21 protein-coding genes are annotated in these 26,278 nt (G+C 63.2%); 13 read left to right on the forward strand and 8 right to left on the reverse strand.

Annotation, left to right across the window (positions count from 1 at the left end; all coding sequences use genetic code 11):
- The first annotated feature begins 55 nt into the window (after positions 1-55).
- From ilvC to pssA, 3 genes are all read left to right on the forward strand, one after another.
- Complete coding sequence (gene ilvC, locus P9239_RS09490; RefSeq protein WP_175944239.1) at positions 56-1,072, forward strand: ketol-acid reductoisomerase; 1,017 nt, start codon at positions 56-58, stop codon at positions 1,070-1,072.
- A 105-nt stretch (positions 1,073-1,177) separates the two neighbouring features.
- Entirely contained in the window at positions 1,178-1,822 is a 645-nt protein-coding gene (locus P9239_RS09495) for a phosphatidylserine decarboxylase (RefSeq protein WP_309750208.1), read from the forward strand.
- A gap of 13 nt (positions 1,823-1,835) precedes the next feature.
- Positions 1,836-2,702 carry a CDP-diacylglycerol--serine O-phosphatidyltransferase gene (gene pssA, locus P9239_RS09500; RefSeq protein WP_309750209.1) on the forward strand — a complete coding sequence of 289 codons (867 nt, stop codon included), beginning with the start codon at positions 1,836-1,838 and terminating at the stop codon, positions 2,700-2,702.
- 76 nt (positions 2,703-2,778) lie between these two features.
- Here pssA and P9239_RS09505 read toward each other — a convergent pair whose 3' ends face one another.
- Complete coding sequence (locus P9239_RS09505; RefSeq protein WP_309750210.1) at positions 2,779-3,483, reverse strand: glycine zipper 2TM domain-containing protein; 705 nt, start codon at positions 3,481-3,483, stop codon at positions 2,779-2,781.
- A gap of 638 nt (positions 3,484-4,121) precedes the next feature.
- Here P9239_RS09505 and P9239_RS09510 point away from each other — a divergent pair.
- Positions 4,122-6,521, forward strand: a complete 2,400-nt coding sequence (locus tag P9239_RS09510; RefSeq protein WP_309750211.1) for an AAA family ATPase — start codon at positions 4,122-4,124, stop codon at positions 6,519-6,521.
- Positions 6,522-6,802: 281 nt separating this feature from the next.
- Here the strand turns inward: P9239_RS09510 and lysS are convergent, their stop codons facing one another.
- The 4 genes from lysS to P9239_RS09530 all read right to left on the reverse strand — a co-directional run bounded on the left by lysS (position 6,803) and on the right by P9239_RS09530 (position 12,803).
- Entirely contained in the window at positions 6,803-8,329 is a 1,527-nt protein-coding gene (gene lysS / locus P9239_RS09515; RefSeq protein ID WP_309750212.1) for a lysine--tRNA ligase, read from the reverse strand.
- Between the two features lie 93 nt (positions 8,330-8,422).
- Positions 8,423-9,527, reverse strand: a protein-coding gene (gene prfB / locus P9239_RS09520) for a peptide chain release factor 2 (RefSeq protein ID WP_309750213.1) whose coding sequence is annotated in 2 segments (ribosomal slippage) — positions 8,423-9,454 and positions 9,456-9,527 — 1,104 coding nt in all. Because the reading frame shifts where the segments join, the coding sequence is not laid out codon by codon here.
- Between the two features lie 447 nt (positions 9,528-9,974).
- Positions 9,975-11,675 (reverse strand): single-stranded-DNA-specific exonuclease RecJ, encoded by a 1,701-nt coding sequence (recJ, locus tag P9239_RS09525; protein ID WP_309750214.1) that lies wholly within the window; start codon positions 11,673-11,675, stop codon positions 9,975-9,977.
- Between the two features lie 12 nt (positions 11,676-11,687).
- On the reverse strand, positions 11,688-12,803 hold the full coding sequence (locus P9239_RS09530) for a regulator (RefSeq protein WP_309750215.1): 1,116 nt from the start codon (positions 12,801-12,803) through the stop codon (positions 11,688-11,690).
- Positions 12,804-13,018: 215 nt separating this feature from the next.
- Between P9239_RS09530 and P9239_RS09535 the strand changes: the two genes are divergently transcribed.
- The 9 genes from P9239_RS09535 to ftsB all read left to right on the forward strand — a co-directional run bounded on the left by P9239_RS09535 (position 13,019) and on the right by ftsB (position 24,046).
- Positions 13,019-14,272 (forward strand): lipoprotein-releasing ABC transporter permease subunit, encoded by a 1,254-nt coding sequence (locus P9239_RS09535; protein WP_309750216.1) that lies wholly within the window; start codon positions 13,019-13,021, stop codon positions 14,270-14,272.
- Positions 14,265-14,978, forward strand: coding sequence for a lipoprotein-releasing ABC transporter ATP-binding protein LolD (gene lolD / locus P9239_RS09540; RefSeq protein WP_309750217.1), 714 nt, complete (start codon positions 14,265-14,267; stop codon positions 14,976-14,978). Before P9239_RS09535 ends, lolD begins: the two co-directional genes overlap by 8 nt.
- A 24-nt stretch (positions 14,979-15,002) precedes the next feature.
- Complete coding sequence (locus P9239_RS09545; RefSeq protein WP_309750218.1) at positions 15,003-15,791, forward strand: TatD family hydrolase; 789 nt, start codon at positions 15,003-15,005, stop codon at positions 15,789-15,791.
- Positions 15,792-15,861: 70 nt separating this feature from the next.
- A complete protein-coding gene (locus P9239_RS09550) occupies positions 15,862-18,495 on the forward strand; it encodes a ComEC/Rec2 family competence protein (RefSeq protein WP_309750219.1) in 2,634 nt (877 codons plus the stop codon).
- Positions 18,496-18,522: 27 nt separating this feature from the next.
- A complete protein-coding gene (locus P9239_RS09555) occupies positions 18,523-19,326 on the forward strand; it encodes an alpha/beta hydrolase (protein WP_309750220.1) in 804 nt (267 codons plus the stop codon).
- Between the two features lie 148 nt (positions 19,327-19,474).
- Positions 19,475-21,169 carry a CTP synthase gene (locus P9239_RS09560; RefSeq protein ID WP_309750221.1) on the forward strand — a complete coding sequence of 565 codons (1,695 nt, stop codon included), beginning with the start codon at positions 19,475-19,477 and terminating at the stop codon, positions 21,167-21,169.
- Entirely contained in the window at positions 21,166-22,020 is an 855-nt protein-coding gene (gene kdsA / locus P9239_RS09565) for a 3-deoxy-8-phosphooctulonate synthase (protein WP_309750222.1), read from the forward strand. Before P9239_RS09560 ends, kdsA begins: the two co-directional genes overlap by 4 nt.
- Positions 22,021-22,178: 158 nt before the next feature.
- Positions 22,179-23,462 (forward strand): phosphopyruvate hydratase, encoded by a 1,284-nt coding sequence (eno, locus tag P9239_RS09570; protein WP_159836526.1) that lies wholly within the window; start codon positions 22,179-22,181, stop codon positions 23,460-23,462.
- 119 nt (positions 23,463-23,581) lie between these two features.
- A complete protein-coding gene (ftsB, locus tag P9239_RS09575; RefSeq protein ID WP_175944209.1) occupies positions 23,582-24,046 on the forward strand; it encodes a cell division protein FtsB in 465 nt (154 codons plus the stop codon).
- 79 nt (positions 24,047-24,125) lie between these two features.
- Here ftsB and P9239_RS09580 read toward each other — a convergent pair whose 3' ends face one another.
- The 3 genes from P9239_RS09580 to P9239_RS09590 all read right to left on the reverse strand — a co-directional run bounded on the left by P9239_RS09580 (position 24,126) and on the right by P9239_RS09590 (position 26,158).
- A complete protein-coding gene (locus P9239_RS09580) occupies positions 24,126-24,473 on the reverse strand; it encodes a hypothetical protein (RefSeq protein WP_309750223.1) in 348 nt (115 codons plus the stop codon).
- Between the two features lie 149 nt (positions 24,474-24,622).
- Positions 24,623-25,573 (reverse strand): Hsp33 family molecular chaperone HslO, encoded by a 951-nt coding sequence (hslO, locus tag P9239_RS09585; RefSeq protein ID WP_309750224.1) that lies wholly within the window; start codon positions 25,571-25,573, stop codon positions 24,623-24,625.
- A gap of 60 nt (positions 25,574-25,633) precedes the next feature.
- Complete coding sequence (locus tag P9239_RS09590) at positions 25,634-26,158, reverse strand: gamma carbonic anhydrase family protein (RefSeq protein ID WP_309750225.1); 525 nt, start codon at positions 26,156-26,158, stop codon at positions 25,634-25,636.
- Positions 26,159-26,278: the final 120 nt, after the last annotated feature.

A 26,278-nucleotide genomic window follows, 5' to 3' on the forward strand; every position in this document is an offset into this window, starting at 1 on the left:
TCGACTCATTCCCTCTGCTTCGCGCGGAGACAGACCCAGGACTCAAGGAACCACCATGAAAGTTTTCTACGACAAAGACGCCGACCTCTCCCTCATCAAGGGCAAGCAAGTCACCATCATCGGTTATGGCTCGCAAGGCCATGCGCACGCGCTGAACCTGAAGGAAAGCGGCGTGAACGTGACGGTCGGCCTGCGTAAGGGCGGCGCTTCGTGGAGCAAGGCCGAGAACGCCGGTCTGCCGGTCAAGGAAGTGGCCGAAGCGGTGAAGGGCGCGGACGTCGTGATGATGCTGCTGCCCGACGAGCAGATCGCCGAGGTGTACGCGAAGGAAGTCCACGCGAACATCAAGAACGGCGCGGCGCTCGCTTTCGCGCACGGCTTCAACGTGCACTACGGTCAGGTGATTCCGCGCGCGGACCTCGACGTCATCATGATCGCCCCGAAGGCGCCGGGTCACACGGTGCGCAACACGTACACGCAAGGCGGCGGCGTGCCGCACCTGATCGCGGTCGCGCAGGACAAGACCGGCTCGGCGCGCGACGTGGCGCTGTCGTACGCGGTGGCCAACGGCGGCGGCCGCGCGGGCATCATCGAGACGAACTTCCGTGAAGAAACGGAAACCGATCTGTTCGGCGAGCAGGCGGTTCTGTGCGGCGGCACCGTCGACCTGATCAAGGCCGGCTTCGAAACGCTGGTGGAAGCGGGCTACGCGCCGGAAATGGCGTACTTCGAGTGCCTCCACGAACTGAAGCTGATCGTCGACCTGATCTACGAAGGCGGCATCGCCAACATGAACTACTCGATCTCGAACAACGCCGAGTACGGCGAGTACGTGACGGGTCCGCGCATCGTCACGGAAGAGACGAAGAAGGCGATGAAGGCCGTGCTGAAGGACATCCAGACGGGTGAATACGCGAAGAGCTTCATCATCGAGAACCGCGCCGGTGCGCCCACGCTGCAATCGCGCCGCCGCCTGACGGCCGAGCATCAGATCGAGCAGGTCGGCGAGAAGCTGCGTGCGATGATGCCGTGGATCGCGAAGAACAAGCTCGTCGACCAGTCGAAGAACTAAGTTTTTCGCGCGTCACGGTTCTTGCTGTCACGAAAGCCGCCCGAAGCCGCTGTGCCGAGGGCGGCTTTTGCTATCCTACGGGTTTTAAAAACACAGACATCGTTCATGAACTATCCCCATCCGATCATTGCCCGCGAAGGCTGGCCGTTCATCGCCATCGCGGCCGTCGTTGCCATTCTCGTGCAGGCGATCGGCGGCTTCGGCTTCGCCTGGATCTTCTGGCTGATCGTGATTTTCGTCGTCCAGTTCTTCCGCGATCCGCCGCGCCCCATTCCCACGCAGGCCAATGCCGTGCTGTGTCCGGCGGACGGGCGCATTGTCGCGGTCGAAACCGCGCACGATCCGTACGCGGGCCGCGAGGCGCTGAAGATCAGCGTGTTCATGAACGTGTTCAATGTGCACTCGCAGCGTTCGCCTGTCGATGGCGCGATCACCAAGGTGCAGTACTTTCCGGGCGCGTATCTGAACGCGGCGGTCGACAAAGCGTCCACCGAGAACGAGCGCAACGCGATCGTGCTGCAAACCGCGGGCGGTCATACGGTGACGTCCGTGCAGATCGCCGGACTCATCGCGCGACGCATTCTCTGCTACGTGCACGCCGGCGAGCCGCTCACCCGCGGCCAACGTTACGGCTTTATCCGCTTCGGTTCGCGCGTCGACGTCTATCTGCCGGTGGGCAGCCGGCCGCGCGTGTCGATCGGCGAGAAGGTGTCCGCCTCGTCGACGATTCTCGCCGAGTTCGCGGAATAACGCGGGGGCGTCGATGGCGGCATTCAAACCGCGCCGGAACCGCATGAACGGAACGCCGCCGCGCGCGTTCCGTCGCAACAAGGCGGCGCAGGACGTCGGCGCCGTGGAAACGCGGCGCGCCAAGCGGCAGCAATTCCTGAGAAAGCGCGGCATTTATCTGCTGCCGAATGCGTTCACCACGGCGGCGCTCTTCTGCGGATTCTTCGCCGTCGTTCAGGCGATGAACGTGCGCTTCGAGATCGCGGCCATCGCCATTTTCGTCGCGATGGTGCTCGACGGCATGGACGGCCGCGTCGCGCGCATGACGCATACGCAGAGCGCCTTCGGCGAGCAGTTCGACAGCCTTTCGGACATGGTGTCGTTCGGCGTCGCGCCGGCGCTTGTCATGTACGAATGGGTGCTGAAGGACCTCGGGCGCTGGGGCTGGCTCGCGGCGTTCGTGTACTGCTCGGGTGCAGCGTTGCGGCTCGCGCGCTTCAATACGAACGTCGGCGTGGTCGACAAGCGCTATTTCCAAGGCCTGCCGAGTCCGGCCGCGGCGGCGCTGATCGCCGGCTTCGTGTGGCTCGCGACCGACAATCGCGTGCCGCTCAAGCTCGTCTGGTTGCCGTGGGTCGCGTTCGCGCTGACCGTCTACGCGGGCGTCACGATGGTGTCGAACGCGCCGTTCTACAGCGGCAAGGCGCTGGACGTACGGTATCGCGTGCCGTTCGCGGGCGTGCTGCTGGTCGTGGTGGCGTTCGTGCTCGTTTCGTCCGATCCGCCCGTCATGCTGTTTTGCCTGTTCGTGCTGTACGGCTTCTCGGGCTACGTCTGGTGGGCGTACATGGCCATGCGTGGCAGACCGAATCCCGCGCGCAGCTCGCAACGGGATCACTAGCGCAGATCACTTTCGATGCAAAAAGGGCGACGGGTCGCGAAACCCGTCGCCCTTTTTTACGTGAGGCAGTCGCTCGTTACCCTGCGTCGACCAGTGTGCCGTTATGCACGCGCACATGCTGGCCCTGCGCGAACGGCGGCTGCTGATGATAGGTGAAGTAGCGCGTCTTGCCGTTTTCCATCCGCACGCGCACGGAATAGTCGGTTTCGCTGCGCAGGTGCTTTTCGACCGAATTGCCAGCCAGCCCGCCGCCGAGCGCGCCGAGCAGCGTCATGGCGGTGCGGCCGCCGCCGCGTCCGAACTGATTACCGACGACGCCGCCTGCCACCGCGCCGCCGACCGCGCCGATGCCCGTTCCGTGCCCTTCGCGGCGCACGGCGGAGACGGCTTCGACCGTGCCGCACGTCGAGCAATACGCCGGGTGTTGCGGCTGCTGCTGTGCGTATGATGGTTGCGCGGGCGCTTGCTGTACCGGCTGAGTCGCGGCTTGCGCGGGCGCAACAGAGGGAGCGGGAGCGGGCGCGGGCTGCGCGGCCATCGGCTGGGCTGCGGGCGGCGCGGCGGGCGCAACCACGGGCTGCTGCTGCGCGACCGCTGCCGTTTGCGTCTGCGGATTTTGCGCCGAATTGCTATGCGCGCCCGGGAAAATCCCGGTAAGGGCGGCCGTCGCCGCGAGGCTCGCGACGATGACCGCGCCCGCAGCCGTCGCGACCAGCGGATGCAGGCGGCGCGGCTCGCCGGTGCCGGGCGTGGGCGTGATGTTGTTGGTCCCGTTGTCCATTTCTGACCTCCGTTCGAGGCGAAGTGCCGATAGCGTCAATTCTGGCGCAGATGGCGCGTCGGCGCTTTTTCAGGTTGTAACTGCGTCTTTCTTAGTCAGAAGCACGTTGGATGCCAGGCGTGATGGGCAAAAAAGGTTCTTCGTGGATTGCGGGGAGAGGCCGTATGCGGCCCTGGACTGCCTTCGACCCAGTGCGAAAGCTATGACTGGTCGAAAATCGGAGCGGACCATCGCGCGGCGTCTCGGCGGCCATGTTGTCGGTCTTTGTCGACATTGGAGCGAGCCCAGTTGTAAATCGGCAACAGAGCGGCGGAGGCTTCGATCAGGCGAACGACGGCTTCGTGCATCGACGAATAAACGCGCCCGAGCCGCTGCGGTCTGTCGGCGTGAGAAGATTTGGATACTGCTCCCGGGAGGCAGTCCCGTGTGTTAGCGCTTACTTGAAACTTGCACACCGGCGGAGAAAATTCAATCGGCGTTGACAGCGAGTTTTGGATGAAGCCTATCGAAGTGGGCGGGGTCTTGGGGAGCCCCAGCAACCCATGAAATGCACGCTGCCCTTTAGAATGAAGAAGCATATCGTGCCCTAGAGTAAACTACTCATCACGAAAACGAACAATATGCGAGGGGTATAAGAGATGATTACTGGACTTGACATCACCAGCTTCGGTAGCTTTACAGGCTTGGATTGGAGAAGGCGTATTCGGGATGCTGGAGACAACCCGCAGAATTTCAAACGCTTGAACATCCTGTATGGTCGCAACTATTCCGGGAAGACTACCCTTTCGCGAATCTTCCGGGCTTTGGAAACCGGACGCCTTCCGCAAAACTATACAGGCTCGTCATTCACCGTTCACGGCGACAAGGGTGATGTCACTCAGCTCACCATCGGCTGTAATGCCTACGACGTTCGGGTCTATAACCGTGATTTCGTAAGCGACAATCTCAGCTTCCTTGTCAATCAAACCAATGACGGCGAGATCAAAACCTTTGCTATCGTCGGCGAGAAGAACAAGGAGATTGAAGATGCTATTGCTGCCATCGGCGTCAAGCTGGGCAGTGTCGAGAACAAGACCGGTCTTCGGCATGACCTGGAAGAAAAGCGCAAGGAGCGGGACAGGACAACAGGCAACCATAAGACTGCATTTGATTCTCTGGAAGGAAAGCTGCGAGCTCATGCCAACGAGAAGATCAAGCAAAACCGTACGTATGGCCCTGCCGTCTACAACATAGAGAGCATCAAAAAAGACATCACTGCGGTCAAGAAAGCAGGCTTTGTCCCACTAACGACTGAAGAGCAAGCTGCAAAGATCAACCTGCTCAAGCAAGAAGCCCTGCCCGACATTACAGACACGGCGTCTGTTACTCTGAAGATCGAGGCAATCGCAATAGTTGCGAAAGAGTTGCTGGACAGACAGATTAAGCCGACCCAGGCGATTGGCGAGCTACTTAGTGATACTGTTCTTCAGCTCTGGGTGAAACAGGGTATCCCGCTACATAAAGACAAGCGCGACACCTGTGCTTTCTGCCGTCAAAGCTTGCCGGCCAATATTTGGCATGCCCTCGACGCCCACTTTAGCCAAGAATCTGCAGACCTTGAATCCGCACTGGATGCATGTATTACCTCTGTTGACTCTGAGATTAACCGAGTTCCCGGCTTCATGACGTTAACCGGCGATAGATTCTATGCGGAAGAGAAAGTCCAGTTCGAAGCAAGAAAGAAGGCGCTTGCCGAGTGTCTGAAGGTCTACAAGCAGAATCTAGAAACACTTAAAGCCGCACTGCACGCGCGAAGAAACAGCCTCTTCGAGCGGGTTGCCATGCCCTCGTCCGACTACGACTCTGCCGCTATCCAAGGCTGTGTGGACGATATCAATTCCCTGATAGCCAAGAGCAACAGCAAAACGAGTTCTCTCGAAAAGGACAAGATTTCTGCACGCGAAGCACTCCGGCTTACCGATGTAGCGTCGTTCGTTGCTGACATTGCCTACGATGCGGAAAAAATCCGTATCGCCGATCTTGAAACTGAGGCACGCAACGCCTACACCGCTTACACCGTCGTCAACACTCAGATCGTCAATTCAGAAGCCGAAGTCGTCATCCTACAGGGCAAGCAGAAAGATGAGCGCAAAGGTGCCGAGAGGGTCAATTCACTCTTGAATCACTTCTTCGGTCATGACGGAATCAAGCTAGAAGCCAAAGACAACGGCGAGAAGACTGCCGTTCGTTTCGAAGTCACGCGCGACGGAAAGTCGGCTTACAACCTCAGTGAAGGCGAATGTAGTCTCATCGCGTTCTGCTACTTCATTGCCAAGCTGGAAGAGCCCAACAGCAAGGGCAGAGATCTGATCATCTATATTGACGATCCGATTTCCAGCTTGGACGGTAACCACATTTTCTTCATGTTCAGCTTGATCGAGAGCTTGATTGCAAGGCCAACCAAGAAGCAGGATGGATCAAACGGTTATCGCTATAAGCAACTCTTCATCTCTACCCACAATCTGGACTTCTTGAAGTATCTCAAGAAGATTTCAATGCCCGCCGAGAAGAACCACGGTGGAAACCAGCATTTCATCATTGAGAGAAATGGTGGTTCGAGCAATATTTCCTTGATGCCCTCGTACCTGCGGGACTACGTCACTGAATTCAACTACCTGTTCCACCAGATTTACAAATGCAAGAATCAGGATGCAGTTCAAGGTGGACATGAGCCGTTCTACGGCTTTGGGAACAATCTTCGCAAGTTCCTCGAAGCATTTTTGTTCTTCAAGTTTCCGCATCATGACGACAAGAATGACGCTTTTGAACGCATCAAGAAATTCTTTGGCGAAGAGGATGCTACAGCAATCGCACTGATGAACCGGCTCAACAACGAATTCTCACACCTTGAGTCGATCCCAGATCGAGGATTCAAGCCAGTCGAAATTCCCGAGATTGCAAAGGTGGCTAACTTCGTCCTAGATAGGATCTACGCAACTGATCCTGACCAATACAATGCTTTGCTGAAGAGCATTGGTGAGCCTGCAAGGGCGCAATGAGGTTAGGGGCCATCGGCCCCTTATTTTCTTCTGCTGCAACTTAGTTTCGCCTCAGGAACGAGTGCCTCTGAATGTCCGTAAACGCCGAATGCGCGCACGGCTCGTCCGTCAGGTTCTGGGAGGACTGCGGTTGTACTGCTGGCAACTTTCGCGCTCGCTGAACGGCAGGTTATGCTCGAATAAGCTTTATCGCGAACGGTTCCCCGGACATCCACGAAGGAGCAAAAAAAAGCGCGCCCCGAAGGACGCGCTTCTCACCGGACACAAACCGCACCGCCCGCTCAGTCTTCCCGACGCAGATGCGGAAAGAGAATCACATCGCGGATGCTCGGGCTGTCGGTCAGCAGCATCACCAGACGGTCGATGCCGATGCCGCAGCCGCCCGTCGGCGGCATGCCGTATTCGAGCGCGCGAATGTAGTCCGCGTCGAAATACATGGCTTCTTCGTCGCCCGCGTCTTTCTGGTCAACCTGCTTCTGAAAGCGCGCGGCTTGATCTTCCGGATCGTTTAGTTCCGAAAAGCCGTTCGCGATCTCGCGCCCCGTGATGAACAGCTCGAAGCGTTCCGTGATGCCCGGCACCGAATCCGACGCGCGCGCGAGCGGCGAGACTTCGATCGGATAATCGACGATATACGTCGGCTCCCACAACTGCGATTCCGCCGTCTCTTCGAAGAGCGCGAGTTGCAATGCGCCGATGCCGGCGTTCAGGAAAGCGGGCTGCGTCGTATCGACGCCGAACTTCTTCAACTCCGTGCGCAGGAACACGGCGTCGCCGAGCTGCGCGTCGGTGTACTGCGGCGCGTACTTTTGAATCGCCTGGTTGATGGTCAGGCGATGGAACGGCTTCGACAAATCCAGCTCGCGCCCCTGATACATGATGGTCGCGGTGCCGAGCGCGTCGACGGCGGCCTGGCGGATCAGTTGTTCGGTGAAGTCCATCAACCAGCGGTAATCCGTGTAGGCCGCGTAGAACTCCATCATCGTGAATTCCGGGTTGTGACGCGGCGAGACGCCTTCGTTCCGGAAATTGCGATTGATTTCGAACACGCGCTCGAAGCCGCCGACGATCAGCCGCTTGAGATAAAGCTCCGGCGCGATGCGCAGGAACATCTGCATGTCGAGCGCGTTGTGGTGCGTGACGAAAGGCTTCGCCGCCGCGCCGCCCGGAATGGGATGCAGCATCGGCGTTTCGACTTCCATGAAGTTCGCCTGCGCCATGAAGTTGCGGATGGACGTGACGGCCTTCGTGCGCGCCATGAACGTCTTGCGCGACTCCGGCGTCACGATCAGATCCACGTAACGCTGGCGATAGCGCATTTCCTGGTCGGCGAGGCCGTGGAATTTGTCCGGCAGCGGACGCAGCGCCTTCGACAAGAGCCGCAGTTCCGTGCAGCGCACCGACAGTTCGCCCTTGTTCGTGCGGAAAAGCACGCCCTTCGCGGCTATGATGTCGCCCAGGTCCCACTTCTTGAATGCCTCGTAGACGTCCGCGCCGACGTCGGCGGGCGTCACGAAGAACTGAATCTGCCCGCTGCCGTCCTGAACCGTCGCGAAGCTCGCCTTGCCCATCACGCGCTTCAGCATCATGCGGCCCGCGAGCGCGACGGGCAGGGGATTCGCTTCGAGCGTCTCCTTGTCGGTCTCGGCGTAGTCATTTTGCAGCGCGGCCGCCTGATGCGTCGGGCGGAAATCGTTCGGATAGGCGACGCCTTGCTCACGCAGCGAGCGCAGCTTGTCGCGGCGCTCGGCGATGATCTGGTTGTCTTCCAGTTCGGGAGCGGCGCTCGTCTGAGTCGGTTCGGTCATGATGATTCTTGGCTTGTGATGCTGCGGATGTGCGGCAAATGCGCGGCGGATGAAACGAAGACGGCGCGACCGGAAGCCGCGCCGCTTGAAGACTTAAACGCCTTGTTTCAGGCTCGCGCTGATGAAGTCGTCGAGGTCGCCGTCGAGCACGGCGCGCGTGTTGCTCATTTCCACGCTGGTGCGCAGGTCCTTCACGCGGCTCTGGTCGAGCACGTAGGAGCGAATCTGATGTCCCCAGCCCACGTCCGTCTTGCTCGATTCGAGCTTGTCCTGCTCGGCCTGGCGCTTGCGCATTTCGAATTCGTACAGACGCGCCTTCAGCATCTGCATGGCTTCGGCGCGGTTGCGGTGCTGCGAGCGGTCGTTCTGGCACTGCACGACGATGCCGGTCGGCGCGTGCGTGAGACGCACGGCGGAGTCCGTCTTGTTGATGTGCTGGCCGCCCGCGCCCGATGCGCGATACGTGTCCGTGCGGATATCGGCGGGATTGATCTCGATCTCGATGGAATCGTCGATTTCCGGATACACGAACACCGACGAGAACGACGTGTGCCGCCCGCCCGAGGAATCGAACGGCGACTTGCGCACGAGCCGGTGAATGCCGGTTTCGGTGCGCAGATAGCCGTACGCGTACTCGCCTTCGACCTTGATCGTCGCGCTCTTGATGCCGGCGACGTCGCCTTCGGATTCTTCGAGCACTTCGGTCTTGAAACCCTTGCGCTCGCAGTAGCGCAGATACTGGCGCAGCAGCATGGACGCCCAGTCGCACGCCTCGGTGCCGCCCGCGCCCGCCTGAATGTCGATGAAGCAGTTGTTCGGATCGGCCGGGTTCGAAAACATCCGGCGGAATTCCATGTCTTCGACGCGCGCTTTCAGTGCGTCGGCGTCGGATTCGCAGGCGACGAGCGTGTCTTCGTCGCCTTCTTCGCGCGCCATCTCGAAGAGTTCGTCGGCGTCGCGCAGATCGTTGTCGAGGGCGGAAAGCGTCGACACCACGCCGTCGAGCAGCTTCTTTTCACGACCGAGCGCCTGCGCGTTCTTCGAGTCGTTCCAGACGTTCGGGTCTTCGAGTTCCTTGTTGACTTCGGCTAGGCGCGCGGACTTGGCGTCGTAGTCAAAGATACCCCCGTAGCTCGCCCGCGCGGCGGCGCAGGTCGGCCAGAAGGCTTTCGATCGCGTTGAGACGTTCTGCTTCCATTGTCGATCTTCGGCTTCGTAAAAAGGTCAAATTATAGCCGATCGACGCGCTTTTCCCGCGCTGGCGCACGCCGTGACACGGGACGCTGCGCGCTTGAACGTCCGTGCACAGGCGCTTCGCGCGGGGCGTCGAGCGGCACGATGTACTTCGCCTCAGGTTGACGAACGTCTCTTCGATTTCTGCGGGCTGACGAACGCTCGAAGCGCGCAATCGCACTGGCGCGGGGGCTGATTAACGAAGACGCGCGCCGAAATGGCGATGCCGCAAACGCTGCCTAAGCCACGATGTACTTCGCCGCGTCTTCCGGCGTCGCGCCGATTTTCGGGTTGACGAACGTCTACTCGATTTTCTGCGGGCTGACCAACTCTCGAAGCGCGCAATCGTATTGGCGCGGTCGGCCAATTAGCGAAGACGCGCGCCGAACACGACAATGCGGCGAACGCTGCCTCAAGCCGCGTGCTCGACGATCAGCTGCACGCGCGCCACGCCGTTCCACGAATCGCTGACGAGCCGGTACGCGACAGTCGCGCGCGGCGGCAGCGGATCGACGTGATTGAACCAGATCGCGTTGAAACGCTGGCGGCCGCGCACGAGTTGCAGCTTTAGGTGCTTGTCCTTCACGAGCGATTGCGACGCGACGTCGAATTCCCCCGAAAACGTCGGCGCCGGAAAGCCCTGTCCCCAGACCGCCGCGTCGAGCAGTTCGATGAATTGCGGCGTGAAATACGCGTCCTCCAGTTCGCCGTCCGTCTCGATGGTCCGCGAGAGCGCGTCGGCGGTCAGCCACTCGCGGCCGATCGCTTCGAACGCGTCCGTGAAGCGCGGAATGTCGGCGGTGGCGAGCGTGAGGCCCGCCGCCATTGCGTGGCCGCCGAACTTGTGGATGAGACCGGGCTCGCGCTTGCTGATGAGATCGACGGCATCGCGCAAATGGAAGCCGGGAATCGAGCGTCCGGAGCCTTTTGAGAGCGTGCCGGCGTCGTCGGCGTGCGCGAACGTGAACGACGGCCGGTGAAAGCGCTCCTTCAGCCGCCCGGCGACGATGCCGATCACGCCCTGATGCCAGCTCGCGTCGTAGAGCGTGAGGGTCGCGCGCTCGCCCGCATCGAACGATTGCAGTTCGGCGAGCGCCTGCTGTTGCATGCCGGCTTCGATTTCGCGCCGCTCGCGGTTCATCGCGTCGAGCTGTTGCCCGAGTTCCCATGCGCGGCCGATGTCGTCGGTCGTCAAGCATTCGATGCCGAGCGACATGTCCGAGAGCCGTCCCGCCGCGTTCAGGCGCGGCCCGAGCGCGAAGCCGAGATCGAAGCCCGACGCGGCGCGCGCATCGCGGCCGGCCGCGCGGAACAGAGCGGCGATGCCCGGCTGCATGCGGCCTGCGCGAATCCGCTTCAAACCCTGCGCGACGAGAATCCGGTTGTTGCAGTCGAGCTTCACGACATCGGCCACGGTGCCGAGCGCAACGAGATCGAGCAGGCCGTCCAGACGCGGCTCCGGCGTGCTCTCGTAAGCGCCGCGCCGGCGCAGCTCGGCACGCAGCGCGAGCAGCACGTAGAACATCACGCCGACGCCCGCGATACATTTGCTCGGAAAGCCGCAGCCCGGCTGGTTCGGATTGACGATGGCGCGTGCGGCGGGCAGTTCGTCGCCCGGCAGGTGATGGTCGGTCACGACGACATCGATGCCGAGCGCGTTGGCCGCCGCGACGCCTTCGACGCTCGCGATGCCGTTATCGACGGTAATCAGCAGATCCGGCACGCCGAGCGGCGAGCGCGCGGCCAGTTCGACAATCTCGGGCGTCAGCCCGTAGCCGTATTCGAAGCGGTTCGGCACCAGATAGTCGATGGTCGCGCCGAACATGCGCAGGCCGCGCACGGCAACCGCGCACGCGGTCGCGCCGTCGCAGTCGTAATCCGCGACGACGAGCATGCGCTTGCCGGCCGCGAGCGCATCGGCGAGCACGGCGGCAGCGTCGTCGCAACCCTTCAGGCCGATGGGCGCGTGCAGGCGCTTCAACTCGGTTTCCACTTCGTCCGGCGACGTGACGCCTCGCGCCGCATAGAGCCGCGCGATCACGGGATGCAGGCCATGGCGCATAAGGGCTTCGGCATCGGCGGGGGACGAGGCGCGGGTAACGATTCGCGTCATGCGGGAAGAGCCTTATTCGATGAGAAGCGCCGCGATAGGGCGGCGGCGCCAGAATTTGCGCAAATCGCCGCGCGTGACCGACAGCGTGACCGAGCCCGTATCGCCGCACAGCGTGAGACGCAGGCGCTTGAGCGAACCGCTCGATAGCGCATCGAGCGCCGGCGCGAACCACGCATCTTCGAGCGCCTTCAGCGCCGCGTTCCAGCGCGCCCAGTCCTGCTCGATGAACGGCGCGGAAAACGGGTCGAGTTCGACGAGCGTCGCGCCTTCGCCGCCGTCTTTCGGAAGCGCTGCATACGACTCCGGCGGCGTAGACGGCTTCACGCCCGAAGCGAGCGCGAGGCCGCGCGTGGCGGCGGCATCGGACATCACGGCGGCGAACGGGCGCGTGACCGGGCGCATCGCGCCTTGTGCGTGCAGCCAGATCGAATTGATGGGCGGAAGTCCGCGCGATTCGCGCTCGACGTTCAGCGGATGTTCGAACCACGCCATCTGCACTTCGTTCTGCAGCTTCATCCACGGGCGCGAGCGATCGCCGGTCCGGGCTTCGTGCGGCAGCCAGATTTCGATGTTGCGTCCCGCCGCGCGCAACGGCGACGCGCCCGCGAGCGCGCCGAGCGCATCGCCCGATACGTACCAGCGCAGCGGCGTCGGCGCCTGCAACGCTAGGCCCAAGTCTTCGATGACCGGCCGTGCGGTGTCCAGCAGCGCGCGCGCTTCCTCGGTGCGCACGCCGAGCGTGGCGGGATCGATCAGCACGAGATGATCGTGCGCGATGCGCACGTGAACCGGCTCGATGCACGCCCACAGCGCGGCGTCTCCAGAACCGGACGCGCCGGGATCGCCGCCATCGGCAAGGAGCATGAAGGGCGCGAGCGGGGCGTCGTCGGCATAACGTTGGCCCGCGTTCGGCGAAACGATGCCGAAGCGTTGCGCGATCCAGCGCTCATGCGGCAGCGTACGCTGGAAGTCTTCGCCGATCACGCGTTCTTCGAGCGTCGCGCGGGCAAGCAGTCGGTCAAGCGCCGCGCTGTCCAGTCCGTGCAGCGCAGTCGCGGCGTCGGCCGCCGAGGGCAGGGCGAACGGCAGCAGAAGGTGAAGGTCGGCAAGGGGCATGATGGTCGGCATTGTAGGGCAAAGCGCGACGCGTCATCGGCGGGGGGCACGATGCGCAAGGCGCTGCAAGACCCGCGCTTGTTACGACGCCGACCCCATGTGTGGCAAACTTTCGCAAATTTCGCGGCGCAAGGCGCACGGCCCGGTCATGCGCTGTCAAATCGGGGCGATTCACGCCTTCACGCCGGCCAAGATAGCAACGCAGCAACAGCAGAAAAAGGATTCGCTTGAAACTTCCGTACGAATGGCAGATTGGCTGGCGCTACACGCGCGCCAGCAAACGCACCACAGGCAACGGCTTCATCTCATTCATCGCGCTCGTGTCGATGGCGGGCATCGCGCTCGGCGTCGCCGCGCTGATCGTCGTGCTGTCGGTCATGAACGGCTTCCAGAAGGAAGTGCGCGACCGCATGCTCTCGGTGCTCGCGCATGTCGAAATCTTCTCGCCGACGGGGTCCATGCCCAATTGGCAGTTGACCGCGCAGGAAGCCAAGCGCAATCCCGAAGTGACCGGCGCGGCGCCCTACGTCGAAGCGCAGGCGCTCTTGACGCGGCAAGGCGCGGTGAGCGGCGTCGCGCTGCGCGGCGTGGAGCCGTCGCTCGAGCCGGAAGTGTCGGATATCGGCAAGGAAATGCGCGCGGGCAAGCTCGCGGACTTGGTTCCCGGCGAATTCGGCATCGTGCTTGGCGGCGATCTCGCAACGAACCTCGGCGTGATGACCGGCGACAAGATCACGCTCGTCGCGCCCGAAGGCACCATCACGCCCGCGGGCATGATGCCGCGCCTGAAGCAGTTCACGGTCGTCGGCATCTTCGAGTCCGGCCACTACGAATACGATTCGACGCTCGCGCTCATTTCGATCCGCGACGCGCAAGCGCTCTTTCGCCTTCCCGCGCCGACCGGCGTGCGTCTGCGTCTGAAGGACATGCAGCGCGCGCCCGATGTCGCGCGGCAACTGTCGCACACGCTCTCCGGCGACCTCTATATCCGCGACTGGACGCAGCAGAACAAGACGTGGTTCTCCGCCGTGCAGATCGAAAAACGCATGATGTTCATCATTCTCACGCTGATCATCGCGGTGGCGGCGTTCAATCTGGTGTCGTCGCTCGTGATGACCGTCACCGACAAGCAGGCCGATATCGCCATCTTGCGCACGCTCGGCGCGCAGCCCGGCTCGATCATGAAGATATTCGTGGTGCAGGGCGTGACCATCGGCTTTATCGGCACGGCGCTCGGCGTGTCGCTCGGCTGCGTGATTGCGTGGAGCATTCCGTGGCTCGTGCCGATGATCGAGCATGTGCTCGGCGTGCAGTTCCTGCCGCCTTCGGTGTACTTCATCAGCGAGTTGCCGTCCGAACTCGTGCCGGGCGATGTCATGAAGATCGGCGTCATCGCGTTTTTGTTGTCGTCGCTCGCGACGCTCTATCCGAGCTGGCGCGGCGCGAAGGTTCGTCCGGCGGAGGCGCTGCGCTATGAGTGACCTGATTCCGGCAAATAATGTCGTGCTGCAGGCGTCGGCGATTTCTAAGGCGTTCGAGCAGGGCGGCGCAAGCGTGCGGGTACTCGACAACGCGCAGCTCGAAATCTATCGCGGCGAAAAGCTCGCGATCGTCGGCGCGTCCGGTTCCGGCAAGAGCACGCTGCTGCACGTGCTCGGCGGCCTCGACGAGCCGAGCGCGGGCAAAGTGTCGCTGCTCGGCAAGCCGTTCACCGAGCTAAAAGAGAAAGAGCGCAACGAACTGCGTAATCGCGCGCTCGGTTTCGTGTATCAGTTTCATCATTTGCTGCCTGAATTCACCGCGCTGGATAACGTCGCGATGCCGCTGCGCATTCGCCGCATGAGCGAAGACGCGGCGCGCAAGGAAGCGATGGCCATGCTGGAACGCGTCGGCATCGCGCATCGCGCGAAGCATCGGCCGGGCGCGCTGTCGGGCGGCGAGCGGCAACGCGTGGCGATTGCACGGGCGCTCGTCACGCGGCCCGCGTGCGTGCTCGCCGACGAACCGACCGGCAACCTCGACGGCGGCACGGCGGATACGGTGTTCAACCTGATGCTGGAGTTGTCGCAGACGCTCGAGACGAGCTTCGTGATCGTCACGCACGATCCCGATCTCGCCGCGCGCTGCGACCGCATCATGCGTCTGCGCGACGGCGTGCTGCACGAAGAGCCGCCGGTGCCCGTCTAAGCGGCGCGCGCCTCGGAGGACGCCATGTGGATCGACACGCACTGTCATCTCGATGCCTCCGAGTTCGACGCGGACCGCGACGCGGTGGCCCGCGCGGCGGTCGATGCAGCGGTGACGCGCATCGTGATTCCGGGCGTCGAGCGGTCGAACTTCGATACGGTGCGCGCGTTGTCGCATCGCATCGAGGGCGGCGCGTATGCGCTCGGCATCCATCCGCTTTTCACGCCTCGCGCCACCGACGACGACCTGCGCGTGCTGCGCGAGCAAATCGCGGCGAGCATGGACGATCCGCGCTTCGTCGGTATCGGCGAAATCGGGCTGGATTATTTCGTGCCGACGCTCGACGATGCGCGCCAGCAGTTCTTCTACTACGAGCAACTGAAGCTCGCCCGCGAGTTCCGACTGCCGGTGATTTGCCACGTGCGCAAGTCGCAGGACAAGGTGCTCAAGGGCCTGCGCGTGCACGGCATTCATTGCGGCATCGCCCATGCGTTCAACGGCAGCTTTCAGCAGGCGGAAGCGTTCATCGCGCAGGGGATGCGGCTCGGCTTCGGCGGCAATCTGACGTTCGAGCGGGCACGGCAGATCAGGCGGCTTGCGGCCGACCTTCCGCTCGATGCGATCGTGCTCGAAACCGATGCGCCCGACATTGCGCCCGCCTGGCGCTACAAAGGCCGCAATACGCCGGATCAGGTCGCGGGCATCGCGAAAGTGCTTGCGCAACTTCGCGGCATCGATGAAGGCGCGCTTTCCCTAGGCACAACGGCTAACGCGCACGCCGCGCTGCCCCGGCTCGCGCTGGCGGCTTCATAATCGTTCACGGTTGCATTCGGTTCGGATCACTGAATTATGTGATGCGGGCGGATGCGTTCGCGGGACGAGAATGGAGAGCATAAGCGTGCGGGCGGTGTTGCTGTGTTTTGCATTGGGCGTCGCGTGGTTGCAGCAACAGGCCGTGTTGCCGGGCTGGGGCGGCTGGGCGGCATGCATCGCGATTCTTTGCGTAACGGCGGGCGCGGGTTTCGTCGTGAACGGGCGAGGGCGCATCGTGGCCTTCGCGGTGGCAGCCGCTGCAATCGGCTTCGCCTACGCCGCCGTGCGCGCGGAAATGCGCTTGCAGCAGCACTTGCCGGTCGAGTTCGAGCAGCGCGATATCGAACTGAGCGGCTTTGTGCGCGGTCTGCCGGAGCCGCAAGACGAAGGCACGCGCTTTCTCTTCGAAGTGGAATCCAACGGCGCGAGATTGCGTGATTTCCCGCGCATCGTGAGACTGCTTTGGGCGCAGGATGCGCCTGGGCTCGTCGCGGGCCAACGCTGGGCGCTGACTGCGCGGCTCAAGCGCCCGCACGCCAATGCGAACTTCTCACTGCGCGATGGCGAAGTCGGCTTGCTTGAGCGCGGCATTCGCGCGACAGGCTCCGTGTCCGTCAGCCGGCCAGCGCGGCTTCTTCCCGGCGACGTAATCGGACCATGGCTCGCCATCGACCGTTGGCGCGCGCGCATCCGGCGGCGCATCGAAACGGTGCTCGCGGACGCGCCGCATCGCGGGGTCGTCGTCGCGCTGGCGGTGGGCGCGCAAGACGCCGTGAGCGACGGCGACTGGGCCGTTCTGCGAGCGACCGGCACGAGCCATCTCGTCGCCATTTCGGGGCTGCACATCGGCTTCGTCGCGGGACTCGCTGCGTTTGTCTGCGGCTTCGTGTGGAAGCGCGTTCGCTTGGCGGGCGTGCCTGCGCCGCTGGTGGTTGCCGCGCCGAAGGTGGCGGCGCTCGGTGCGGCGTCGTTTGCGGCGTTATATGCCGCGCTCGCGGGCTTCAACGTGCCCGCGCAGCGCACGTTGTGGACGCTGGTCGTGTTCGCGATCGCGTTCGTCGGCGGGCGGCGGCCGGCGTCCTCCCTCGTGCTCGCGTGGGCGCTTGCGTTCGTGCTGATCGCGGATCCGTGGGCGGTGACATCGCCCGGATTCTGGCTCTCGTTTTGCGCGGTCGCGGCGATTTTGCATGCGATCACATCCAACGGCAGGCGCGCGTCGAAAGCGCCGCGCGACGACGCCGACGACTGGCTCGCAGGTTTGGAAGCGCGTGATCCGGTGCTGCCCGATGAAGTCGCGTCGAGTCGAACCGTCGCCGATTCGCCGCCGCGCGGGTGCTCCCGCTCGCTGACCGGCGCGAGCGGTCGCGCCGCTGCGAACGCGTTTCCTGATGAAGCCGGGTCTAGCCAAGCCGTCACCGATCCGCCGCCGCGCACCCGTTCGTGGTCGCTCGTCAACGCATGCCGGCGCGCCGCTGTGAAGGTGCGTGGACACTTGGCATCGAGCGCGCGCGTGCAATACGCCGTCACGCTCTCGCTCGCGCCGTTGACCGCCTACTGGTTCTCGCAAATTCCGCTCATCGGCCCGCTCGCCAACGCGTTCGCGATTCCGTGGATCAGCTTCGTCGTGACGCCTGCCACGCTCGCCGCGCTCATCGCCCCCGCACCGCTCGATGCGCCGATGCTTCACTTCGCGCACGCCGCGCTGTCCGTTCTGTTCGACGCGCTCGAAAAGGTAGCCGACGCAGGCCCCGCATGGTCGCTCTGGTATTTGCCGCAACCCGGAATGTTCGCGATGGCGGCGTCGCTGACGGGCGCGGCGTGGGCGCTTGCGCCGCGCGGTTGGCCGTTGCGCTTTGCCGTGCCGCTCACGTGGCTGCCGCTTCTCGTACCCGCGTCGAGCGGCGTGTCACAAGGCACGTTTCGCGTGACCGCGCTCGATATTGGCCAAGGCTCCGCGCTCGTCGTCGAGACCGCGCATCACACGCTGCTTTTCGATGCCGGCCCCGGCCCCGAGTCGACGCACGCAGGCGAGCGCATCGTCGCGCCGTATCTGATCGCAACAGGCGTGCGTTCGCTGGATGCGCTCGTCGTCAGCCATTCCGATTCAGACCACGCGGGCGGGGCGCCTGCGGTGCTGCAAGCGGTCGTAGTGCGGCAACTGCTGGCGTCGCTGCCCGCGAATCATGCCCTCTGGTCCGACGCCGGCAGGCGCGGCGCCGATACGCTGCGCTGCGCGGCCGGTCAACACTGGACATGGGACCGCGTGGACTTCCGCGTGCTGTGGCCCGATCCCGGGCCGCTGACCGGCACGCCGAATCATCAGGCTTGCGTGATGAAGGTGACGAACGCAGCGGGGCGCACCGCGCTCTTCACGGCGGATATGGAAGCCGACGTCGAACGCACGCTCCTCGCGCGCGATCCCGCCGCGTTGCGCGCCGATGTGCTGATCGTGCCGCATCACGGCAGCCGCACGTCGTCGACCGAGCCTTTCCTCGATTCCGTCGGGCCGCTCGCCGCGGTATTTCAGGTAGGCTATCGCAACCGGTTTCACCATCCGAATCCCACGGTGTACGCGCGCTATCAGATGCGCGACATCGCGCTCACGCGCAGCGACGAGGACGGCGCGGCGCGCATCGACATCGGCTCAGAAGTCGTGCTCGATCGCTACCGGCAAACGCACGCGCGCTACTGGATGGGGCGCTGAGAACAAGACGACAAGACGAGGAGCCGCTTGAAGGACGTCATCCATTTCTCGCACGCGAACGGCTTTCCGGCGTCGACGTATCGCACGGTTTTTGCCGAACTCGCCGACGACTACGAGATTCGCAGCATCGAACGATACGGCCACGATCCGCGCTTTCCGGTCACGCAGGGCTGGCCGCACCTCGCGGATCAGCTCATCGAGGACATGAGCCGCTACCGGCAAGACGCGCATCCGAAGGTGTGGCTCGTCGGGCATTCGCTCGGCGGCTATCTTTCGCTGATGGCGGCGCAAAAGCGCCCCCAGTGGGTGAAAGGCGTGGTGATGCTGGATTCGCCGATCATCGCGGGATGGCGCAGCGGCGTGCTTCGCGCGACGCAATGGACCGGGCTCGACGAGCAGCTTTCGCCCGCCGCCGCGACGAAAAAGCGCCGCATGCAGTGGGGAAGCCGCGAAGAAGCGTGGCGGCATTTCCGCGCGAAGCCCGCGTTCGCGCGCTGGGACGAGCGCATGCTGGCCGACTACATCGATTTCGGCATTCCGCGGACGCACGTGAACGGCACGCGCACGCTCGCGTTCGACCGCCAGGTCGAATACCGGATCTATCGCACGCTGCCGCACACGCTAGGCGCGCGGTTCGCGCACGGCGCGCCGGTGCCGGTCGGCTTCGTCGCGGGCACGCATTCCACGGAAGTGCGGCAGGTCGGGCTTGACATGACGCGGCGCATCGCGGGCGAGCACTTCGAATGGATCGAAGGCGGCCATTTGTTCCCGATGGAGCGGCCAATCGAGACGGCGCGCGCCATCCGGCGGCTGCTTCACGCCATGAGTTGATCGCCTCAGAGAGGGCGCGAGCGTGGATGGAAATGGTGCGCATCAAGAGCACCGAAAAACGGATCGGCGCGAGGCGTTTGGGCGCGTCAGCCGCTGGGTCGCGACCGGCCTTTACGGTATAATCCGTTTTTCCCGCGAGCATCTAGCGATGACCAAATATGTATTCGTCACCGGCGGCGTAGTTTCTTCCCTCGGCAAGGGTATTGCCGCCGCCTCCCTCGCCGCGATCCTCGAATCGCGCGGTCTGAAAGTCACCCTCCTTAAGCTCGATCCCTACATCAACGTCGACCCCGGCACGATGTCCCCGTTTCAGCACGGCGAAGTGTTCGTGACGGAAGACGGCGCGGAGACGGACCTCGACCTCGGCCACTACGAGCGCTTCATCAGCACGAAGATGCGCAAGGCCAACAACTTCACCACGGGCCAGATTTACGAATCGGTGATCCGCAAGGAACGCCGCGGCGAGTATCTCGGCAAGACGGTGCAGGTCATTCCGCATATCACCAACGAAATCCAGGCGTTCGTCGAGCGCGGCGCGGCTGCGGCTACGTGCGGTCAGCCGGATGTCGCGATCGTCGAAATCGGCGGCACGGTGGGCGACATCGAATCGCTGCCGTTCCTCGAAGCCGCGCGTCAGATGAGCCTGCGCATGGGCCGCAACAGCGCCTGCTTCGTGCACCTGACGCTCGTGCCGTTCATCGCCACCGCGGGCGAACTCAAGACGAAGCCGACGCAGCACAGCGTGCAAAAGCTGCGCGAAATCGGTATCTATCCGAACGTGCTCTTGTGCCGCGCGGACCGCCCGATTCCGGACGACGAGCGCCAGAAGATTTCGCTCTTCTCGAACGTGCATGAGGAAGCAGTCATTTCGGTGTGGGACGTGGACAGCATCTACAAGATTCCGCAGATGCTCAACGACCAGGGTCTCGACGAAATCGTCTGCAACGAACTGAAGCTCTCGCCGAAGCCGGCCGACCTCAAGATGTGGTCGGACCTCGTCGAGAAGCTGGAGAATCCGAAGCACGAAGTGACCATCGGCATGGTCGGCAAGTACGTGGAACTCACCGAGTCGTACAAGTCGCTGATCGAGGCGCTGCGTCACGCGGCCATTCACACGTCGACCAAGGTCAACATCGAATATATCGATTCCGAGCAGATCGAAGCCGGAGGCGCCGATGGCCTGAAGCATCTCGACGCCGTGCTCGTGCCGGGCGGTTTCGGCCGTCGCGGCACCGAAGGCAAGATCAAGGCGATCCGCTATGCGCGGGAATCGAAAACGCCGTATCTCGGCATCTGCCTCGGCATGCAGCTCGCGGTCATCGAGTTCGCGCGTGACGTCGCCGGCCTCGCGGACGCGAACAGCACCGAGTTCGATTCCAATACCACGAACCCGGTCGTCGCGCTTATCACGGAGTGGTACGACCGCGCGGGACGCATCGAAAAGCGCAACGAAGAGTCGGATCTCGGCGGCACCATGCGCCTCGGCTCGCAGAAGTGCCCGATCAAGCCCGGCACGATGGCCGAGCGCATCTACGGCACGGATGTGAACGAGCGTCATCGTCACCGTTATGAAGTCAATAACCGTTTCGTGCCCCAGCTCGAAGCGGGCGGCCTTATCATCAGCGCCCGTACGCCGAGCGAGGACTTGCCGGAGATGATGGAGTTGCCGCAGTCGATGCATCCGTGGTTCGTCGGCGTGCAGTTCCACCCCGAGTTCACCTCGACACCGCGCGACGGGCATCCGCTCTTCAAGGCGTTCGTGGAAGCGGCGCGCGCGCACAGCATCGCGGCGGGCGGCGAGAACGCTGCGCCGGTCGCAGCAACGGCGGGAGCACAGGCATGAAGCTTTGTCACTTCGAAGCGGGACTCGACCAGCGGTTTTTTCTGATCGCGGGCACGTGCGTCGTCGAATCGGAGCAAATGACGATCGACGTCGCGGGCAAGCTTAAGGAAATCACCCAGAAGCTCGGCATCCCGTTTATCTACAAGTCGTCATACGACAAGGCGAATCGCAGTTCGGGCAAGTCGTTTCGCGGCCTCGGCATGGACGAAGGCCTGCGCATTCTCGGCGAAGTGAAGAAGCAACTCGGCGTGCCCGTCCTCACGGACGTGCACTCCGAGCACGAGATCGAGGCGGTCGCATCGGTCGTGGACGTGTTGCAGACGCCCGCGTTTCTGTGCCGTCAGACGGATTTCATCCACGCGTGCGCGCGTTCGGGCAAGCCCGTCAACATCAAGAAGGGCCAGTTCCTCGCGCCGCACGACATGAAGAACGTGATCGACAAGGCGCGCGACGCCGCGCGCGAGGCTGGGCTCTCGGAAGACCGCTTCATGGCGTGCGAGCGCGGCGTGTCGTTCGGCTATAACAATCTGGTGTCGGACATGCGGTCGCTCGCGATCATGCGCGAAACCAACGCGCCGGTCGTGTTCGACGCCACGCACTCGGTGCAGTTGCCGGGCGGGCAGGGCACGAGTTCGGGCGGTCAGCGGGAGTTCGTGCCGGTGCTGGCGCGCGCGGCGGTCGCAACCGGTGTCGCCGGACTCTTCATGGAGACGCATCCGGACCCGGCCTGCGCGAAGTCGGATGGTCCGAACGCTGTGCCGCTCGCGCGCATGGAATCGCTGCTGACGACGCTCATCGCGCTCGATCGTGCGGTGAAGAGCGGGCCGTTTCTCGAGAACGACTTCAACTAAGCACGGCGCGCTGTTTCCGGCATGGTTACACGCGAGCGCCGCAGTGAACCGGCCGCGCGCCGGAAGGTCTCAGCCAGGCCAACGAAGCGAAGCCAGTGAAGCGAAGGCTGGCCGCTTCGATCGTGACTGACAGAATTCATCGTCAATTTGAGGAAACCATGAGTGCTATCGTAGATATCATCGGCCGCGAGATTCTCGATTCGCGAGGCAATCCGACTGTCGAATGCGACGTGTTGCTCGAATCGGGCACGATGGGCCGCGCGGCGGTTCCGTCGGGTGCATCGACGGGTTCGCGCGAGGCCATCGAATTGCGCGATGGCGAAGCAGGCCGCTATGGCGGCAAGGGCGTGCTGAAGGCAGTCGAACACATCAACACCGAGATTTCCGAAGCCATCATGGGCCTCGACGCCTCGGAACAGGCCTTCCTCGACAAGACGCTGCTCGAACTCGACGGCACCGACAACAAGTCGCGCCTCGGCGCCAACGCGCTGCTCGCCGTGTCGATGGCGGTCGCCAAGGCTGCCGCCGAGGAAGCGGGCTTGCCGCTGTATCGCTATTTCGGCGGTTCGGGCGCCATGCAGTTGCCCGTGCCGATGATGAACATCGTCAACGGCGGCGCGCACGCGAACAACAGCCTGGATATTCAGGAATTTATGATCGTGCCGGTCAGTCAGCCGACGTTCCGCGAAGCGCTGCGTTGCGGCGCGGAAGTGTTCCATGCGCTGAAGAAGATTCTGTCGGATCGCGGCATGAGCACGGCGGTGGGCGACGAAGGCGGCTTCGCGCCGAACTTCGGCAGCAACGACGAATGCCTGTCGACGATTCTGCAAGCCATCGAAAAGGCTGGCTATCGCGCCGGTGAAGACGTGCTGCTCGCGCTCGACTGCGCGGCGAGCGAGTTCTACCACGACGGCAAATACCAGCTCGCGGGCGAAGGCCTGCAACTGTCGTCGGGCGAATTCACCGACTATCTGGCGACGCTCGCCGACAAGTTCCCCATCGTCTCCATCGAAGACGGCATGCACGAAAGCGACTGGGACGGCTGGAAGACGCTGACCGAGCGCCTCGGCAAGAAGGTGCAGCTCGTCGGCGACGACCTGTTCGTCACCAACACGCGCATCCTGAAGGAAGGCATCGAGCGGGGCATCGCGAACTCGATCCTGATCAAGATCAACCAGATCGGCACGCTGACGGAAACCTTCGCGGCTATCGAAATGGCCAAGCGCGCGGGTTATACGGCGGTCATCTCTCACCGCTCGGGCGAAACGGAAGATTCGACCATCGCGGATATCGCGGTCGGTCTGAACGCTGGCCAGATCAAGACCGGTTCGCTGTCGCGCAGCGACCGTATCTCGAAGTACAACCAGTTGCTGCGTATCGAAGAAGACCTCGGCGATATCGCAAGCTATCCCGGCAAGTCGGCGTTTTATAACTTGCGCTGAAAGTCCTCGCTAAAGCTTTCGCCGCTTTAGTCGATAAGGACGTTGATCTTATCTTCTGCCCGCCGCCCCGGCCTCGCGCCAATCGAGACCGACGGGCGGCGCTTATTTTGGCTACTTGAATGCGGCTCGTAACTGTCGTTCTGGTCTTGTTGCTGGCGCTGATCCAGTACCCGCTCTGGTGGGGACACGGCGGCTGGCTGCGCGTGCATGAACTGCAGCAGCAACTCGCGCAGCAGACGGACAAGAACACGAATCTCAAGCTGCGCAACGAGCGCGTGCAAGGCGAAGTGCAGGATCTGCAAAGCGGCACCGCCGCCGTGGAAGAGCGCGCGCGCTATGAAATGGGCATGGTCAAGGACAGCGAGGTCTTCGTGCAGTTCGTCGCGCCCAATTCCACCGCGCCCGTCAATTCGGCGAACGTCCCGGGCATGAACGGCTCGACGCGCGGGCAGGTATCCGCCGCGCCGTTGCGCGTGGTGCCGAATCCGGTGTCGCGGTCGAAGCAGGAGTTGCGCGATCTCGACCGCAAGGCACGCAAGGATAAAGCCGCCGAAGCGAAGAAAAAGCAGGGCGCAGGCGGGTGACCTAAAACACTCAGCGGGCGAATAAAAATGGCGCAGTCTTTATCGACTGCGCCATTTTTTTTCGGTTCGCGCGAGCGGCCTACCACCAAGTTCCGATGCCGACGCCCGTGCCCCAGTAAGGACCGCCCCAGCCGCCGCTGGAGTAGCCGCCGTACACGCTGACAGGCGGCGTGTAGTAGCCGGACATCATCTTGGCGTTGTTGCCGGCAGTCGCGGCTTGCTGCGATTCGCTCAGCGCCTGTTTGTCGATCTCGTTGTAACGCTGCATCTGCTCTTCGGGCGTGAGCGTCTGCTGCGCCGTCGGCGGCGTGTTCGGCAGCCGGCTGTAGATCGGCGACGGGCCGGGCGGGTCCATCATGCAGCCGGTGACGAGCAGCGCGGCTGCGACACACGACGAAAGTTTCAGCAATAGCGATGCGGTTTTCATTTGCGACCTCCAGCCGGTCGGACAACTAAACAAGCGTCAATCATAGCGCGCGGTGCGTGCTCCGAAACCCGCTCGCCGCGCGGTTCCTCCGCCAGGCCCAAGCGCGTCCGGCGCGCGCCGAGCCGCGCCGGGCAAGGCATTGCAGGCGATCAGTGGCGCTGGTCGGACGCCGGACTCACGCCCTGCGACAGTTCTTTTGCGACAAAAAGTTGCGCAACGTCGACCGGATCGAACTCGTAGCGTTGATTGCAGAACTCGCAGTGCACTTCGACGCTGCCGCGTTCTTCGATCACGCTGTCCACCTCTTCGCGCCCGAGCATCCTCAGCATGCCGCCGACTTTCTCGCGCGAACAGGTGCATTGAAAGCGCGCCGGCGCGGGCTCGAAATGCTGCACGTTCTCCTGCCAGAAGAGCCGCCGGAACACCGTTTCGGGATCTTCCTTCAGCAATTCCTCGTTCGACAGCGTGCTGCCGAGATGACAGACGCGCTGCCACGTGTCCGAGTCATGCTCGCCCGGATGCGGGACGATGCCGCCATCGCCCGGCAGCTTCTGCAACAGCATGCCGACGGCGCGGTCCGTATTGGCGGCAAGCCACAGGCGCGTGTCGAGCTGCTCGGAGTGATGCATGTACTGTTCCAGCACCTCGGCCATCGACGCGAGCGGCCCGTGTTCGCCGGACAGCGGCACGATGCCCTGATACGGCTGCTGGCCGGGCTTTTTGTCCGATGGATCGAGCGTGATGACGCAGCGTCCATGACCGTTGCGGTTGAGCAGTTCCGGGAGCGGCATGTCGTCGGTGAGCGTGCTTTCAGCGCCTTCCGCGAGCTTGGCCGTCGCGCGCAGCGTCAGACTCGAACTGCACTGCACGACCAGCATCTTCACCGGACCGTCGCCGTAGATTTGCATGATGAGCGTGCCGTCGAACTTGAGGTTCGCGGACAGCAGGGCGCACGCGGCCATCATCTCGCCGAGCACGTTGCGCACGGCCGTCGGGTATGCGCGGCGCGCGAGCACTTCCTGCCACGTATTCCGCAGCGAAACGATCTCGCCGCGCACCGGCGCCGCGTTGAACATGAATTTCTGCAACTGGTCGTTCACAACTCTTCCTTGGGTGTTGAGGCGGAACGTGCCGCTCTGCGTCTCGCGCAGCGCCGCCGTTCAGCCGATGCGCACGAGCTGCGCCTTATAGTATTCGCGCCGGTCGGCGTAACTCGCCGTGGCCGCGCGTATGCGGGCGATGTCCGCCTCGCCGATTTCGCGCACCGCCTTCGCGGGCGCGCCGAGAATCAGCGTGTTATCGGGAAAAACCTTGCCTTCGGTAACGATCGCGCCCGCGCCAACCAGACAGTTGCGGCCGATCACCGCACCATTCAAGACCACCGCCTGAATCCCGATCAGCGAGCCTTCGCCGATGGTGCAGCCGTGCAGCATCGCCTGATGGCCGACCGTGACGTTCGCCGCGATCGTCAGCGGAAAGCCGGGGTCGGCGTGCAGCACCGCGCCTTCCTGCACGTTGCTCCCGCGGCCGACGACGATCGGTTCGTTATCGCCGCGCAGCGCCGCGCCGAACCACACGCTCGCGTTCTCTTCGAGCGTGACGCGGCCGATGATGGTCGCGGTATCCGCGAGGAACACGCTTTCGTGGATGGTGGGGGCGTCGTCGCCGAGTTTGTAGATCGCCACGGTGTCTCCTCTGGCTTGCGTCTTCGATGATGGATGCCGGCCGCGCGGCGCTACAATGCGCGCCTTCGCGCCCGGACCGTGAACCGGCGTTATAGTTGCGCGGTGTTTTGCCCGTCGGAT

It is taken from the genome of Caballeronia sp. LZ062 (assembly GCF_031450785.1).
Classification (GTDB): Bacteria; Pseudomonadota; Gammaproteobacteria; order Burkholderiales; family Burkholderiaceae; genus Caballeronia.

Coding starts and splice junctions, on each gene's coding strand:
- kdsA (WP_309750222.1), top strand. CDS start 21,166: ATGAAGCTTTGTCACTTCGAAGCGGGACTCGACCAGCGGTTTTTTCTG.
- P9239_RS09510 (WP_309750211.1), top strand. CDS start 4,122: ATGATTACTGGACTTGACATCACCAGCTTCGGTAGCTTTACAGGCTTG.
- pssA (WP_309750209.1), top strand. CDS start 1,836: ATGGCGGCATTCAAACCGCGCCGGAACCGCATGAACGGAACGCCGCCG.
- lysS (WP_309750212.1), bottom strand. CDS start 8,329: ATGACCGAACCGACTCAGACGAGCGCCGCTCCCGAACTGGAAGACAAC.
- P9239_RS09505 (WP_309750210.1), bottom strand. CDS start 3,483: ATGGACAACGGGACCAACAACATCACGCCCACGCCCGGCACCGGCGAG.
- ilvC (WP_175944239.1), top strand. CDS start 56: ATGAAAGTTTTCTACGACAAAGACGCCGACCTCTCCCTCATCAAGGGC.
- P9239_RS09545 (WP_309750218.1), top strand. CDS start 15,003: ATGTGGATCGACACGCACTGTCATCTCGATGCCTCCGAGTTCGACGCG.
- eno (WP_159836526.1), top strand. CDS start 22,179: ATGAGTGCTATCGTAGATATCATCGGCCGCGAGATTCTCGATTCGCGA.
- recJ (WP_309750214.1), bottom strand. CDS start 11,675: ATGACGCGAATCGTTACCCGCGCCTCGTCCCCCGCCGATGCCGAAGCC.
- P9239_RS09580 (WP_309750223.1), bottom strand. CDS start 24,473: ATGAAAACCGCATCGCTATTGCTGAAACTTTCGTCGTGTGTCGCAGCC.
- ftsB (WP_175944209.1), top strand. CDS start 23,582: ATGCGGCTCGTAACTGTCGTTCTGGTCTTGTTGCTGGCGCTGATCCAG.
- P9239_RS09560 (WP_309750221.1), top strand. CDS start 19,475: ATGACCAAATATGTATTCGTCACCGGCGGCGTAGTTTCTTCCCTCGGC.
- P9239_RS09550 (WP_309750219.1), top strand. CDS start 15,862: ATGGAGAGCATAAGCGTGCGGGCGGTGTTGCTGTGTTTTGCATTGGGC.
- P9239_RS09495 (WP_309750208.1), top strand. CDS start 1,178: ATGAACTATCCCCATCCGATCATTGCCCGCGAAGGCTGGCCGTTCATC.
- lolD (WP_309750217.1), top strand. CDS start 14,265: ATGAGTGACCTGATTCCGGCAAATAATGTCGTGCTGCAGGCGTCGGCG.
- P9239_RS09530 (WP_309750215.1), bottom strand. CDS start 12,803: ATGCCGACCATCATGCCCCTTGCCGACCTTCACCTTCTGCTGCCGTTC.